Source organism: Ensifer sp. R-19, assembly GCF_049905105.1.
GTDB lineage: Bacteria > Pseudomonadota > Alphaproteobacteria > Rhizobiales > Rhizobiaceae > Ensifer.
The window spans coordinates 438241-452753 of record NZ_CP184570.1; the positions used below are offsets into that span (position 1 = coordinate 438241).

The following is a 14513-nucleotide window of genomic DNA, read 5'->3' on the forward strand; positions in this document are numbered from 1 at the left end:
CCGCGTGCCGGCATGACTGATCACATTGCCAGGGAATATGCACCACCGCCCCCGGTCGAAGGCCCGGGGGCGGTGAATTACGCTATTTTGGATCAAGCGCTCTGGCAAAAGTTCCGCAATGCGACCGAGCCAGACGAATTCATGGAGACGTGGCTGGCCATACTCTGCCGGCAGATCTCTGGCGTGGCCAGTGGCATGGTCATGCTCGGGGAACCGGACACCGGGCCCTACACGCCGATCGCCTTCTGGCCGGAAAGGGCCGCCGACGAGGGATTGACGGCCGCCGCTGAGAGGGCGCTGAGCCAACGCCAGGGCATCTCCACCGGAACGACCGGTAGCCGTATGGTGCAACTGATCGCTTCGCCGTTGATCGTCAACGAGCGCTTGTATGGCGCCTGCGCGCTTTCGCTTTCCGTCGAGCCTGCTGCCATCAACGCGGTGATGCGCAAGGTGCAATGGGCCTCCGGCTGGGTCGAGGTCCTGCTCAGGCGCCAGCTCCAAGTCGAAAACGAAGAAATCAGCGAACGCAACAGGCTGGCCTTCGACATGCTTGCCGCGGTGATCGAGGCAAAAGGTTTCGCCGAAGCGGCCACCGCGCTCGTGACGGAACTCGCCATGCGGCTTGCCTGCGACCCTGTCAGCGTCGGTTTCGTCCGCGGACGGCGATGTCGTGTCGCGACGGTCTCGCATGCGGCAGGCTTCGGCAACAAGGTAAACATCATTCGCGACATCGGCGCGGCGATGGACGAGGCTGTCGATCAGCGCGCCATCGTTCTCTACCCGCCGCAGGAGCACTGGGAGTATCGTGTCCTTCGGGCGCACGAAGAGCTGGTCGAGACGCACAAGTGCGGAGGCGTGCTGACGATCCCCCTGCAATCTGGGCATCAGATCGTGGGCGCCCTGACGCTGCAGCGCCCACGCGGCAGTGCCTTCGACGAGACGACCGTTGACCTGTGCGATGCAGTGGCAGCGGTCGTCGGACCGGTGCTTGAGGAAAAACGCCGCAACGACAGGAACGTCTTGGTGAAGCTTTGGGAGGCCGCCGGCAACAAGTTGCGGCGCCTGCTGGGCCCAGGCTATTTCGGCCGCAAGCTCGCGACGCTGATCGCCGTCATCCTGGCCGCCTATTTCAGCGTGGCCACGACGGAATACTCCGTCACGTCTTCGGCCGTCGTTCGCGGTACAATCCAGCGAACGGTCGTGGCGCCATTCAACGGCTATGTATCCAGCCAGTCGGCAAGGGCCGGCGAAGTGGTCAAACAGGGGCAGATCCTGGCGCAGCTCGACGACCAGGATCTGACACTGGAACGGCTTCGGCTGACGACCACCCGACAGCAGAAGACGACCGAATATGACCGGGCGCTGATGCAGCACGAACGGGCCGAGGCGCTCATCGTCAAGTCGCAGATCGATCAGGCCGACGCCCAGCTCGCTTTGATCGACGAACAGCTCAAGCGCACCCGGCTGCTCGCTCCCTTTGACGGCTATGTCGTCAACGGCGACCTCAGCCAGTCGATCGGCGCTGCGGTCGAGCGCGGGCAGGAGCTCTTTACGGTCGCACCGCTCAAGTCCTATCGCGTCATCCTCGAAGTCGATGAAAGCGACATTGACGATGTCGAGATCGGCCGCCAGGGAGTCCTGCGAGTTTCCGCGCTTCCGCAGGAGCCGCTCACCTATCGGATCGAGCAGATCACCGCGATTTCCACCCAGAAGGAGGGACACAATTTCTTCAAGGTCGAAGCAGCGCTGGATCATCTGAGCGATCGGCTTCGGCCTGGCATGGAGGGCATTGCCAAGACCTCCGTCGACGAACGGCTCCTGATCCGCGTTTACACCGACAAGATGGTGCAATGGGCCTATCTCGCCGCGTGGCGCTGGATGCCGTGAGGGCGCGGACATGGAACGGTCCTACTTCAGTTCATCCTGGTACCGCGTCGCGCAACTGAAGCTGAAGCTGCGCGGCCATGTACGCATCCATCGCACGGTCTTTCGTGATCAGCTCTGGTACGTGCTGCAGGACCGGACATCCGGGCGTTTCCACCGCTTCACGCCCGAGACCTATCTCATCATCAGCCTGATGGATGGCCACCGGACGATGCAGGCGATCTGGGACATCGCCTGCGACAAGCTCACCGACAAGGTCGTGACCCAGGATGAGGTCATCCAGCTTCTCGGGCAGTTGCACGCGGCGGACGTCCTGTTCGGCAATGTTCCGCCCGATATCAATGAAATCGCCGAGCGCGGCAAGAAGGCGCGCAATCGCAAGCTCTTGATGAGTTTCGGCAATCCCCTCGCCATTCGCTTCGGCCTTCTCGACCCGAACGAGTTTCTGAACGCCACCGCCATTGTCGGCCGGGTGCTGTTCTCATGGTTCGGCGCGCTCGTCTTCATCTGTCTTGTCGCCTATGCCGCCGTTCTTGCCGGCATGAATTGGAACGCGCTGACCGCCAACGTGACCGACCGCGTTCTGTCAACGTCGAACCTCTTCCTGATGCTGATCGCCTATCCGCTCATCAAGACCCTGCATGAGCTAGGGCACGCCTACGCAGTCAAGCGATGGGGCGGCGACGTCCACGAGGTCGGTGCGATGATGCTGGTCTTCATGCCGGTCCCATATGTCGATGCATCCGACAGTCTGGCCTTTGCCAGCAAGTGGCAACGCGCCCTCGTCGGTGCCGCCGGCATTTTCGTGGAAATGACGCTTGCCGCGGTCGCCCTCATCGTATGGGTCAATGCGGAGGAGGGGCTCGTGCGGGCCTTCGCCTTCAACGTCATGCTGATCGGCGGCGTGTCAACCGTGCTCTTCAACGGCAACCCGCTTCTGCGCTTCGACGGTTACTACGTCCTGAGCGATCTTCTGGAGATACCCAACCTCGCGAGCCGGGCCAATAAATATCTCGCCTATCTCGTTCAGCGCTACGCCTTCAAGATCGGCTCGGTCAACTCGCCGGCGACGGCGCCTGGGGAGGAGTTCTGGTTCGTTCTCTACGGCGTCTCGGCGTTCTTCTACCGCCTTGTGGTCACTGGCGCGATCATCGCGCTCGTCAGTCAGAAGTTTTTCATCGTCGGTACCTTGCTCGCCATCTGGGCGCTCATTCTGATGTTTGCAGTGCCGCTGGCAAAGGCTTTCTGGTTCCTGCTGACGAGCCCGCTCCTGCGGCGAAGCCGGGGCCGCGCATTCGCGGTGGTCGGCTCCGTCCTCGCCGCAGTCGCGCTGGTAGTCTTCGTGCTGCCCATTCCGCACGCGACTGTCGTGCAGGGGATCGTATGGTTGCCAGGCGATGCGATCGTCCATGTTCAGACCGATGGTACGGTCGATGAAATCGCCGCCGCACCCGCCGCCGAGGTCAAGGCTGGCGATCCACTGATCCGGCAGGAGGATCCGCTGCTGGCGGCGCGCGTCGAACTGCTGCAACTGCGTGTCGCCGAGCTCCAACGGCGTCTTACCAAGCAGGATCTGTCGGATCTTGCCCATGCGAGCATGGTCAAGGAGGAACTGCGGCTTGCTCGTGCCGATCTCGACCTGGCACGGCAAAGGCAGGAGAATTTGATCGTCCGAGCACCATCGAGCGGCACGCTGATCCTGCCCGACGATCGCGACCTGCCGGGCAAGTTCGTGCAACGTGGCAAGGTGATCGCCTACGTTGCGCACTTCGACAAGCCAACCATTCGGGTCATCGTCCCGGAGGAGGACGCCGACCTTGTCCGCTCGCAAACACGGGACGTAAGTCTGCGCTTCGTTGAGGATTTTTCGAAGATCTACAGGGCGGTTGTTGTCCGCGAGGTTCCGGCGCTAACCGACACATTGCCCAATGCGGCGCTCAGCACCGCCGGCGGCGGCGCCATTACGCTCGACCCCCGCGACACGTCACAGCGGCGGGTGCTTGCCAATCTTTTGCATCTCGACCTGATGCTGACCGAGAGCCCGACCGTGCCTCGAATAGGTGGACGTGTCTTTGTGAGGTTCTCTCACGGGTCCTCGCCCGTCGCCAGTAGAATTTATCGTTCAACGCGCCAGATATTCCTGCGTTTATTTAAAGTTTGACTGGACACGAAGTCTAATAAAGTGTTCGATCAAATTAGCCTGAGTAAAAATCTGGCGATTGTCTTTTAGAATACCTGAGTGGCACTTACAAGATACTGGAGGGAAACCACCATGACAGCGCAACTTCTTTTCTATCAAGACGTGCATCCTGTCTCGGCCGATCGCCATAAGGATGTATCAATTAAAAGCGGAACTTCATACAAGTTCGCAAAAGAAGTGAACTCGGTTCCGGTGACGGCCATCGAATTTGCTCAGGCCGCCGCCGAATATCCGATCGTCTTTGCCGGCACGGACGACACGGTGACACCTGCGGTGGTTCTCGGCGCCCAGCAGACGCAAAACCTCTTCGTCGGCGACGACGGTGCCTGGCTCGGCAAATATGTGCCGGCGTTCGTGCGCCGTTATCCGTTCGTGTTCTCAACGGACCGCAGCGGCAAGACGTTCATCCTTCACATCGACGAAAGTTTCGACGGCTTCAATCGCGAAGGCCGCGGCGAGCGCCTGTTCGACAGCGAGGGACAGCAAACCCAATACCTGAAGAGCGTGCTTGGCTTCCTGCAGGACTATCAGGCAAGGCACCAGCGAACCCGCCAGTATTGTGAGCGGTTGAAATCACTGGGGCTGCTGCAGCCGATGCAGGCCCAGTTCAACCTCAACAGCGGCGAACGCCGGTCGCTTTCCGGGTTCATGACGGTCAACCGTGAAAAGCTGAAAGCGTTGGCAAGCGAAGACCTGCAGGCCATGTTCACCAATGACGAGCTGGAATGCACGTACCTGCATCTTCACTCGCTCAGGCATTTCTCCAGCATGCTGGAGCGCATGCCCGAAGCCGTGGATGCTGCCGGTAAGGGAGACGCTCCGCCCGCCATACCGAAACAGCCGAAGAACTACCGGAACGGCCAAGATGCGCCCGTCGAGGAAGCGAGCGCCTAAGGCGGATTGGGCAAGCGACCATGAATATTCTCGTCCCGAGCTGGTCGCCGCCCCCACTGGTCGTCTACCCCGAACGCCAGGACCGACCCGAGCACTGGCTTGACGGCATCGAGAAGATGGTGACCAGCGTTCCGCAGATGGTTGCCGGTCGTTTGCACCGGCGCCATCTGAGGGAACTTGTCCAGAAGGTCAATGCGGCGGGAGCAGCCCTGGGCGACGAAACCGGGCAGGGGCTCGCTGCGCGCATCGGCGAAGTCCGTGCGGCCCTGCGGTGCCATGGCCTCACCGATGCCAATATTTGTCTCGGCTTTGCGATCGTGCGCGAAGTTTCACAGCGCACCATCGGATTGCGCCACCTCGACGTGCAGATACTTGCCGGCCTTGCCATGCTGAAGGGGCGCGTGGCGGAGATGGACACGGGCGAGGGCAAGACCTTGACCGCCGGCCTGCCGGCGTCGATCGCGGCGCTTGCGGGGCTCTCAGTCCACGTCATCACCGTCAATGATTACTTGGCGGCGCGTGATCGGGATATACTTCGCCCCATCTACGATTTTCTTGGGCTGACGACTGGCCTCGTCAACAGTACTGTGCCAAGACCGGATCGGCCGGCCGCCTACGCGTGCGATATCGTCTATGCCAGCAACAAGGAAATCGCCTTCGATTATCTGCGCGACCGCATCACTTTCGGCGGCCAGCCACGCCCCGTTCACGCGAAGGTGAACCGCATGCTGGACGAGCGCCGGGGCCAATCGCCACCTTTTGTCATGCGTGGACTGCATTTCGCCATCGTCGACGAAGCCGACAGCGTACTGGTGGACGAGGCGAGAACGCCGCTCATCATTTCCCAGGAAACGGACGCGGACGGCGAGCGGCAATGGGTGGAGCAGACCTTCGCGCTGATCGACGGCTTCAAGGAGCCGACCCATTATCTGCTGCTGCTCGACGAGCGCAGGCTGGAATTGACCGAAGCCGGAAAGGCCAAGCTTGCAGAACGTGCCGAGGCGATCGGCGGCATCTGGCGCAATCGCATCCGGCGTGAGGAGGCTGCAAGCCAGGCGCTTGTCGCGCTGCTGCTCTTCAGGAAGGGCGAGCACTATCTCGTCAGCGACGGCAAGGTGCAGATCATCGACGAGTATACCGGCCGCGTGATGCCTGATCGCTCCTGGAGCGACGGGCTGCACCAACTGGTCGAAGGAAAGGAAGGCTGCGTGATCACCAGCCGCAAGCTGACAATGGCGAGGATGACCTATCAGCGGTTTTTCCGCCGATACCTCCACCTGGCGGGAATGACGGGAACCGCACGCGAAACTACCGAAGAACTCCGGCATGTCTACGGGCTGCAGGTCATGCGCATTCCCCCGAACGCGCCCTCACGGCGCACGAAACTGCCGACGACGATTTGCCCCACGCTCGACGACAAATGGCTTACGATCGTGCGACGCGTCCAGGAACTGCAAGCCGCCGGCCGCCCGGTCCTGATTGCGACGCGCTCGGTCTCGGCCTCCGAGGCAGTGAGTGTCGTACTGCAGGGGCAAGGGATCGAGCATCGGGTGCTCAATGCGGAACAGAGTTCGGAGGAGGCCGAGATCATTGCGCAGGCCGGCGGCGTCGGTCGGGTGACGGTCGCCACCAACATGGCGGGACGCGGCGTCGACATCGCCGTGGTCCCGCAGGCCCTCGCGCTGGGTGGCCTTCACGTTTTGCTCAGCGAACGACATGACGCGGGGCGCATCGACAGGCAGATGGAGGGACGAACCGCCCGCAAGGGAGACCCGGGAAGCACGGAAGCGATCCTGTCTCTGGAAGACCCGCTGCTTGATCTCATTCCCTGGCAGCCGCTGCGTCTGCTCGGTCGATGCGGAAAGCGTGCCCGGCTATTGCTTTTCGATCTTGCCCAGCAGCGGGCGGAACGAACACATGCCAAGGACCGAAAGAACCTTCTGGCCCAGGATCGACGCCTGGGCACATTGCTGGCCTTTTCAGGCTTGCCGGAGTGATAAGATGACAAGTGACGCAATGTCAAAAGACGGAGTGGTAAAACCCCTGGCGGACAGGCGCGCGAAGGCGCGGCAGATGCTCGCCGTTCTCTTTCCGCTTTGCTCCATCGCGCCGGCTTCGGCACAAGCTTTCGATTGCGTCATCGACCCTTCTGTCGTCGTACGCATCGGCAGTCCAGTTCCCGGCCTTTTGAAAGAGGTTCTGATCGCTCGCGGTGACCAGGTGAACGAAAACCAGATTATCGCCAGGCTCCATTCCGATGCGGAGCAGGCGACCGTGGAGCTGATGTCCGAGCAGGCCGCGAGTACCTCCGAGATCGAGGCGCAGAAGGCGCGGCTCGATCTTGCTCGCAACCGCATGAAACGGACGGAGGCGCTGCTTGCGCGCAATGTCACCTCGACCGACAAGCTCGAAGAGGCCGTTGCCGAAATGGAGGTTATCCAGAAGGAGCTTGCGACCGCCGAAACCCGCAAGCGCAGCGCTGAGCTGGAACTGCAAAGGGCGCAGACGGTGGTTGAGCAAAGGACGATCCGCAGTCCGATCAGCGGCGTCGTGCTCGAGCGTTCACTCTTCAACGGAGAATACCTGGATCAGGACGGCAAGCTGGCGACAATTGCCAAGCTTGACCCGCTCTTTGTCGAGGCCTTCATCCCGGTCAGCGAGTTCGGCAAGTTACATGTGGGAATGGATGCGCAGGTAGTCCCGAATGCTCCGATCCAGGGCCGCTTTACCGGTAAGATCAAGGTGGTTGATCAGGTCTTCGACGCAGCGAGCGGCACATTCGGCTTGCGAATAGAGCTTCCCAATCCCAACAACCACATACCGGCCGGGCATCGCTGCTCCGTGACTTTTGACGACGGAGCCGACGATCTCGAATAGTCGGCATCCGGACGGCCGGCAAGTTCATAAAATCAGAGCGTTACATTGGCGCTGTTGGAGTGTCGTGTGCGTTGGTGCCGCCATTCAGGTTCATGTCAGGTTTCGATGGCCCTCTAGCCCGCAAATTGGCCCCTGCCGCAACGAAGGCAAGGGTCCGCGTAGTGCTTTGGACGGACAAAGGAACCTGCGAATGGCTAGCAAGGTACCGCACCTACAGGTGCACGAGAACAACAACAGGCGAGACGAGGTTTTCGCGAGACCAGATCAGCCGGTCGGCGACTTCGCGTTCAACGCGACGGTGGCCGCTGTCTTCGACGACATGGTCAGCCGCTCGGTTCCCTATTACGGCGAGATCCAGCGCATGGTCTGCGAACTAGCCGGAGACTTCGCTGAACGGGGTAGCTGTCTCTACGATATTGGCTGTTCGACGGCGACGACATTGCTCGGCCTCGACGCCATGGTTGATCCCTCCGTCCGCTTCGTTGGCATCGACAACGCTCCCGACATGATCGAGAAGGCGAGGGAGAAGATCGTCGAAGCCAACACCAACCGGTCGATAGACCTGAGAGTCGGCGACCTTCACCAGGGCATCGACATTCACGACGCAAGTGTCGTGATGATGCTGCTGACGTTGCAGTTCGTCCGTCCGCTCTATCGCGAGCGCATCATGCGCACGATCTATGACGGGCTCAATGAACGCGGCGCTCTGCTGCTTGTCGAAAAGCTCACCAGTGAAGATTCGACGTTCAATCGTCTCTTCATCGAGCACTATTACGATTTCAAGCGCCGCAACGGCTACTCCGATATCGAGATCGCCAAGAAGCGCGAAGCACTCGAAAACGTGCTCATTCCCTACCGTCTGGAGGAAAACCTCGAGCTCCTGAAGGAAGCCGGCTTCCGCAGCGTCGAGGTCTTTTTCCGCTGGTACAATTTCTGCGGCATCATCGCGATCAAGTAGGAACGTTGGGCCATGATCGCGATCGGCAATTTTCTCTTCCGTTTCCGGAACCAACTGTTTCCGGCCATCATCATTGTTCTGTTCCTGCTGGCGCCGCCTCCGGCCCTGGTGCTCGATAGCCCGGCGCTAACGCTCGCCAAGGACCTCGCGGCCGTACTGGTCATCCTGGCTGGCCTCACCTTGCGTGCGACCGTGGTCGGGTACAAATACATTCAGCGCGGCGGCCTGAAGAAAAAGGTCTACGCCAAGGATCTCGTTACGGAAGGCATGTTCGGCGTCTGTCGCAACCCGCTCTACGTTGGAAACATGCTGCTCTATTCAGGCGTCTTTCTGCTGCACGGCAACCCGCTTCTCGTCGTCTTCGGCATCGGGCTCTTTGCCTTCATGTACCAGTGCATCGTTTATGCCGAAGAAGCCTTCCTCGACAGAACATTCGGCCAAGCCTACCAGGCCTATTGCCGCGACGTGCCGCGATGGGCATTGCGAATGAGGAACTTTGCGCAGTCTACCGAAGGAATGTCGTTCAACGTCAAGCGCGTGATCGGCAAGGACTACTCGACCGTCTCGGCTGCGATGATCGCAATCCTCGCGACCGAAATGTACAAGTTCGCGAGCACCGCCCCCGTGGAACACAATGCCGGTGTACTCGCGGCGCTCGGTGTTCTGATGGCGCTCGTCGGCATCGGTACGGCGATCGTCAGTTACATGAAGAGGCGCGGCGCGTTTCGCGAACGCGCCGCATCCTAGCAGCCCGCTGGCGCCCATTGCTCCACGATCGCGACCATCCATGCGTCGGCGGTGCCGCTGCCGCAAAGTGATGCGCAATGCTTCAGGGGCTTGACGCCCATCCCCCATCGAACATAGGCAAGGACGAACAAGTGTCCGGTGATATCTTGAGAGTCCTACTAGTCGAAGACGATCAGGTTCTGGGGGAGGCGCTGCGCGACCATGTCGCGGCGGCCGGCCACGCCGTCGACTGGTTTACGCGCACTGCCGATGCCACGGCCGCGACGGAGACGGTTCTCTATGGTCTGATACTGCTCGACCTTCGATTGCCTGACGGTTCGGGGTTGTCGCTCCTGCGCTCGCTGCGGATGCGGGGCGACGGCACGCCCGTCATCATCCTGACGGCACACGACCAGATCTCCGATCGCATCGAAGGATTGAACAGCGGGGCCGACGACTATCTGGTCAAGCCGTTCGATCTCGGTGAGCTGAGTGCCCGCATGCTGGCCGTTTCCAGGCGGTATGTCGGCAAGGCGACGCCAACGGTCCGCCTTCCCGGCATCGAGATCGATCAGGTCCATCGCAAGGTGCTGGTCGAAGGTGAAAGCCAGAGCCTCAGCGCAAGGGAATGGGCCGTGCTCGACAAGCTCGTCGCCCACCCCGGCGCGCTGGTGTCGAAAGAGCAACTCCACGACGCGCTCTACGCCTTTGGCGCTGAGATCGAAAGCAATACGGTCGAGGTCTATATCAGCCGCCTGCGCAAGAAGATCGGCTCCGACCGGATCGAGACCGTGCGGGGCCTCGGCTACAGCATCAGGTGACCCGATGTCGCGCGTCGCAAGCATGACCCGCAGGCTGACCATCGCGCTGACGAGCGTCGTCGCCATCTTCTGGTTCGTCGCGCTCGGCCTTGGCGTTTATGTCATGCAGGACGAATTCACCGAGATTTTCGACAGCGGTGTCCAGGAAACGGCCGAACGGCTGCTGCAAATCGTAGTCGACGACATCGCCCGCGACCGTGCCGATGGCACACCCGCCGTCGGCCTGGTCGCGCCAGCGCTGAATTCACAATATCTAGCCTATCAGGTCCGCGATCGCAGCGGCAGGGTCTTGTTTGAGGACGGCGCGCCGGAACCCTTCGCCGTTCCGCTTGAGGTCGGTTTCTCGGAAACGGCAACGCAACGGATCTACACCGCCGGAACAGCCGACGGCTCCCTCTTCGTGCAGGTGGCTGACGCATTCGAGCATCGCACCGAAGCTCTCTTCGAGGGCGGCACGGCGCTTCTCTTGCCGCTGCTTGCCCTGATTCCGACCAGCATCATCGCCATCATCCTTGTCGCGCGCCGCGCGCTTGCGCCGGTCGAACGGTTGCGCGCAGAAATCCTCACCAAGGACAGCGGCAACATGGCCCCGCTCGACGAAGCGGCGCTGCCGAAGGAACTGCGGGCAATTGCCCGTTCGGTGAACCTTCTGCTGACGAGACTCAAGGCCGCGCTCGAAGCAGAACGGGAGTTCACCTCGAACAGCGCCCATGAACTGAGGACCCCGATCGCCGGTGCACTCGCGCAGACACAGCGGCTTGCGAGCGAAGTGCCTCCGGCTTTTCGGCAACGAACCAGCCAGATCGAACGCGCGCTGCTTCACCTCGGTCGACTGGCGGAGAAGCTGTTGCAGATGTCGCGGGCCGAAGCCGGGATCGCCATCTCGGACGAAAACACGGATCTGTTGCCGGTGCTGGCTCTTGTGCTGGAGGACATGGAGCGGTCGGCGCTCGGCGCAAGCCGTCTCAAGGTTCATGTCGCCGAAGGCGCCGAACTCGTGCGTCCGATTCCCCCCGATGCCTTTGCGATCGTCCTGCGCAATCTCCTGGAGAATGCGCTTATCCATAGTCCTTCCGGCAGCCCGGTCAGGATCGACGTCGATACGCAAGGCGTGCGCGTCACCAACGACAGTGTCGTCATCGACGCGGATACCTTGAATGGCCTGACCAAGCGTTTCAATCGCGGGCCGACGGAAGCTTCCGGCTCCGGCCTCGGCCTTGCGATCGTGCAGCGACTGGTGGAACAAATGCACGGACGACTGCTGATCGCTTCGCCGGCCCCGGGGATGGACCGGGGCTTTCATGTCGAAGTTCGTCTCTGAGGATGTCAGGCTGGGCGTCGCCGCCCCGCCATGCCCTTACTGCTGATCGAGCGCACGGGTCAGGCTGAGCGCCGCGATCGTGCAGATCGCACCTGAAATCAGATATCCGCCGATGAAGATGATGCCGAAGCTGCTGGCAAGGCCGAGTGCGACGAGCGGCGCAAAGGCCGCGCCAACGAGCCAGGCGAGGTCGGATGTCAGCGCCGCGCCGGTGTAGCGATAGTACTGGGTGAAGCGCGACGAAACGGCGCCGGAGGACTGGCCGAAAGAAAGGCCGAGGATGGCGAAGCCGATCAGGATATACGCGTCCTGGCCCTTGCCGCCGGCATCGAGTAGGAACGGCGCAGAGAAGCTGAAAATCGCGATCAGGATGGCGCCGATCATCAGCTGGTTTCGCCGACCGACCCGATCGGCGATCACGCCCGACAGCACAATGCCGATGGCGCCGAGTGCGGCACCTGCAACCTGGACCCACAGGAATTCGGCTGCCGACTGACCGCCATTGAGCGTTATCCAGCTCAAGGGGAAGATTGTCACGAGGTGGAACATCGCGAAGCTCGCAAGCGGCACGAAGGCGCCGAGCACGACATCGATGCTGTGCTTGCTCAGCATCTCGAAGATCGGCCTGGCTTCAAGCTCCTTGGCCTCCATGGCTGCGCCGAACTCCTTGCTGGCAACGATGCGCAGACGCGCAAAGAGCGCCACAACGTTGATCGCGAAGGCGACAAAGAAAGGATAGCGCCAACCCCAGGCGAGGAAGTCCGCCTCGGAAAGGTTGCTGACGAAATAGCCGAAAAGAATGCTCGCCAGCGCAAAGCCGATCGGCGCGCCGAGCTGCGGGATCATCGCATACCAGCCGCGGTGATTCTGTGGCGCATTGAGGTTCAACAGCGTGGCGAGACCGTCCCAGGCGCCGCCAAGGGCAAAACCCTGTCCAAGGCGGAACAACGCCAAGAGGGCCACAGCCCAGTAGCCGATCGTGTTGTAGCCAGGCAGGAAGGCGATCGATGCCGTTGAGCCGCCGAGGATGACGAGGGCGATGGTGAGTTTCGTGCCGCGTCCGTAGTTCCGGTCGATCCACATGAAGACGAAGGAACCGACGGGGCGCGCGAGGAAGGCGAGGGGGAACAGCGCGAAGGACATCAGCGTCGCGGTCACCGCATTGGACGCGAACGGAAAGATCAACTTCGGGAAGACAAGGATCGAACCGAGCCCGTAGACGAAGAAATCGAAGAATTCGGAGGTTCGCCCGATGACCACCCCAATGGCGATGCTACCCGGCGACAGTGGCTTGTCGTCTTCATGAATGCGACGTGCATCCCGCTCGAGACCAGACGATGTGGGGTGAGAGACCGAAACCATGAATTTCTCCGACGAACGAACGTCTTGTCGTTAGAGTGTTGACCAATTGGCGTCTGATATCAAGAATGCCGCGCACGTACATGCGCACATGTCTCATTTGAGTTCGTGCCTAACGTTCGCTGGAACAGCTGGCATCGGACCGACAATGAGACTTTGCGCCCGTACAAACGCGCATAGAGCGATAAGGCTGTCACTGCACTGCGGCAAAATGCTGCGCTGCGACGATGGACCTCACTTCCATGCGCGATCATGCCCGAGTAATGCCGACTAGACAAAACGCAAGTTGAGGCCGCAATGCCGAAGCCATTCAGTTTAGCCGGACGATCGATGATATCCGTCCTGTTGCTCTCGACTCTCACGGGGTGCAACATGGTTGTGATGTCGCCATCCGGCGATATTGCCGCGCAGCAAAGGGATCTGATCGTCATTTCGACGGTCCTGATGCTGCTGATTATCGTACCCGTCATTTTCCTGACGCTTTTCTTCGCCTGGCGCTATCGCCAGTCGAACACGGCCGCCAAATATGATCCCGAATGGCACCATTCCACCGGTCTTGAAGTCATCATCTGGTCGGCGCCGCTGGCGATCATCATCGCGCTCGGTGCGATCACCTGGGTGAGCACACACAAGCTCGATCCCTACCGGTCGCTCGACCGCATCGATGCGGCACGCCCGGTGACGGAAGAGATGAAGCCGATCACGGTCGAGGTCGTAGCTCTCGACTGGAAATGGCTGTTTTTCTATCCGGACTATGGCATCGCGACAGTCAACGAGATGGCAGCACCCGTGGACGTGCCGATCAACTTCAAGATCACGGCATCCTCGGTGATGAACTCCTTCTATGTTCCGGCGCTCGCCGGCATGATCTATGCCATGCCCGGCATGGAGACCAAGCTGCACGCCGTCATCAACAAGGCGGGCGAATACGAAGGGCTCTCATCCAACTATAGCGGTGACGGCTTCTCGCACATGCGCTTCAAGTTCCACGGTGTGGACCAGGCGGGCTTCGACCAGTGGGTCGCCCGGGCGAAGCAGAACGGCACGATGCTCAACCGCGATGCCTACCTGAAGCTCGAAAAGCCGAGCATCAAGGAGCCGGTGCGCTACTACGCCTCCGTTGACGACGGCCTCTATGAGGCGGTGCTCAACATGTGCGTGCGGGAAGGGCAAATGTGCATGAAGGACATGATGCACATCGACATGATGGGCGGCGCCGGCGTCGAAAGCCACGAGAACCGCGCCAAGCTCGAGCATGACAACCGTCATGCCGGCGGCGCGACGGAAGCGGCCGCACCCGGCGCAACCTTCCCCGAAACCGGCAATCCTGCGCGTAGCGAGGAACCGGCCGAGGGCGTCAAGCAGCCAGCGCCGATGAACCACGATATGCACAAGACGCAGTAGGATTTCGCGCGCTCGCCGGCTCCGATCCAGCGAGCGCCAAGGTCCCTTTGGGCCGCAATTCGAGACATA

At 61.1% G+C, this 14513-nt stretch carries 11 protein-coding genes; 10 read left to right on the forward strand and 1 reads right to left on the reverse strand.

The annotated features are described in order from the left end of the window. Window positions 1–141 precede the first annotated feature (141 nt). From ACN9MO_RS21355 to ACN9MO_RS21395, 9 genes are all read left to right on the forward strand, one after another. Window positions 142–1887, forward strand: a complete 1746-nt coding sequence (locus ACN9MO_RS21355) for an HlyD family efflux transporter periplasmic adaptor subunit (RefSeq protein WP_162770951.1) — start codon at window positions 142–144, stop codon at window positions 1885–1887. A gap of 10 nt (window positions 1888–1897) precedes the next feature. After that, complete coding sequence (locus ACN9MO_RS21360) at window positions 1898–4045, forward strand: efflux RND transporter periplasmic adaptor subunit (RefSeq protein WP_113132305.1); 2148 nt, start codon at window positions 1898–1900, stop codon at window positions 4043–4045. Window positions 4046–4156: 111 nt separating this feature from the next. Beyond that, window positions 4157–4978, forward strand: a complete 822-nt coding sequence (locus ACN9MO_RS21365; protein WP_113737181.1) for a SapC family protein — start codon at window positions 4157–4159, stop codon at window positions 4976–4978. Between the two features lie 20 nt (window positions 4979–4998). Next, entirely contained in the window at window positions 4999–6975 is a 1977-nt protein-coding gene (locus ACN9MO_RS21370) for a prepilin peptidase (RefSeq protein ID WP_425987667.1), read from the forward strand. Between the two features lie 4 nt (window positions 6976–6979). Continuing rightward, window positions 6980–7855, forward strand: a complete 876-nt coding sequence (locus ACN9MO_RS21375; RefSeq protein ID WP_162770952.1) for an efflux RND transporter periplasmic adaptor subunit — start codon at window positions 6980–6982, stop codon at window positions 7853–7855. Window positions 7856–8045: 190 nt separating this feature from the next. After that, complete coding sequence (gene cmoA, locus ACN9MO_RS21380) at window positions 8046–8813, forward strand: carboxy-S-adenosyl-L-methionine synthase CmoA (protein ID WP_112994923.1); 768 nt, start codon at window positions 8046–8048, stop codon at window positions 8811–8813. 12 nt (window positions 8814–8825) lie between these two features. Then, the gene (locus tag ACN9MO_RS21385) at window positions 8826–9560 is read left to right on the forward strand and encodes a methyltransferase family protein (protein WP_113737183.1); all 735 of its coding nucleotides are present in this window, start codon (window positions 8826–8828) and stop codon (window positions 9558–9560) included. Window positions 9561–9706: 146 nt separating this feature from the next. Continuing rightward, complete coding sequence (locus tag ACN9MO_RS21390; protein WP_065375947.1) at window positions 9707–10360, forward strand: response regulator; 654 nt, start codon at window positions 9707–9709, stop codon at window positions 10358–10360. Window positions 10361–10364: 4 nt separating this feature from the next. After that, complete coding sequence (locus tag ACN9MO_RS21395; RefSeq protein ID WP_113737184.1) at window positions 10365–11681, forward strand: ATP-binding protein; 1317 nt, start codon at window positions 10365–10367, stop codon at window positions 11679–11681. 36 nt (window positions 11682–11717) lie between these two features. Here ACN9MO_RS21395 and ACN9MO_RS21400 read toward each other — a convergent pair whose 3' ends face one another. After that, the gene (locus ACN9MO_RS21400; RefSeq protein WP_112994920.1) at window positions 11718–13043 is read right to left on the reverse strand and encodes an MFS transporter; all 1326 of its coding nucleotides are present in this window, start codon (window positions 13041–13043) and stop codon (window positions 11718–11720) included. Between the two features lie 294 nt (window positions 13044–13337). Here ACN9MO_RS21400 and cyoA point away from each other — a divergent pair, with 294 nt between their 5' ends. Then, on the forward strand, window positions 13338–14444 hold the full coding sequence (cyoA, locus tag ACN9MO_RS21405) for a ubiquinol oxidase subunit II (protein WP_425987673.1): 1107 nt from the start codon (window positions 13338–13340) through the stop codon (window positions 14442–14444). Window positions 14445–14513: the final 69 nt, after the last annotated feature.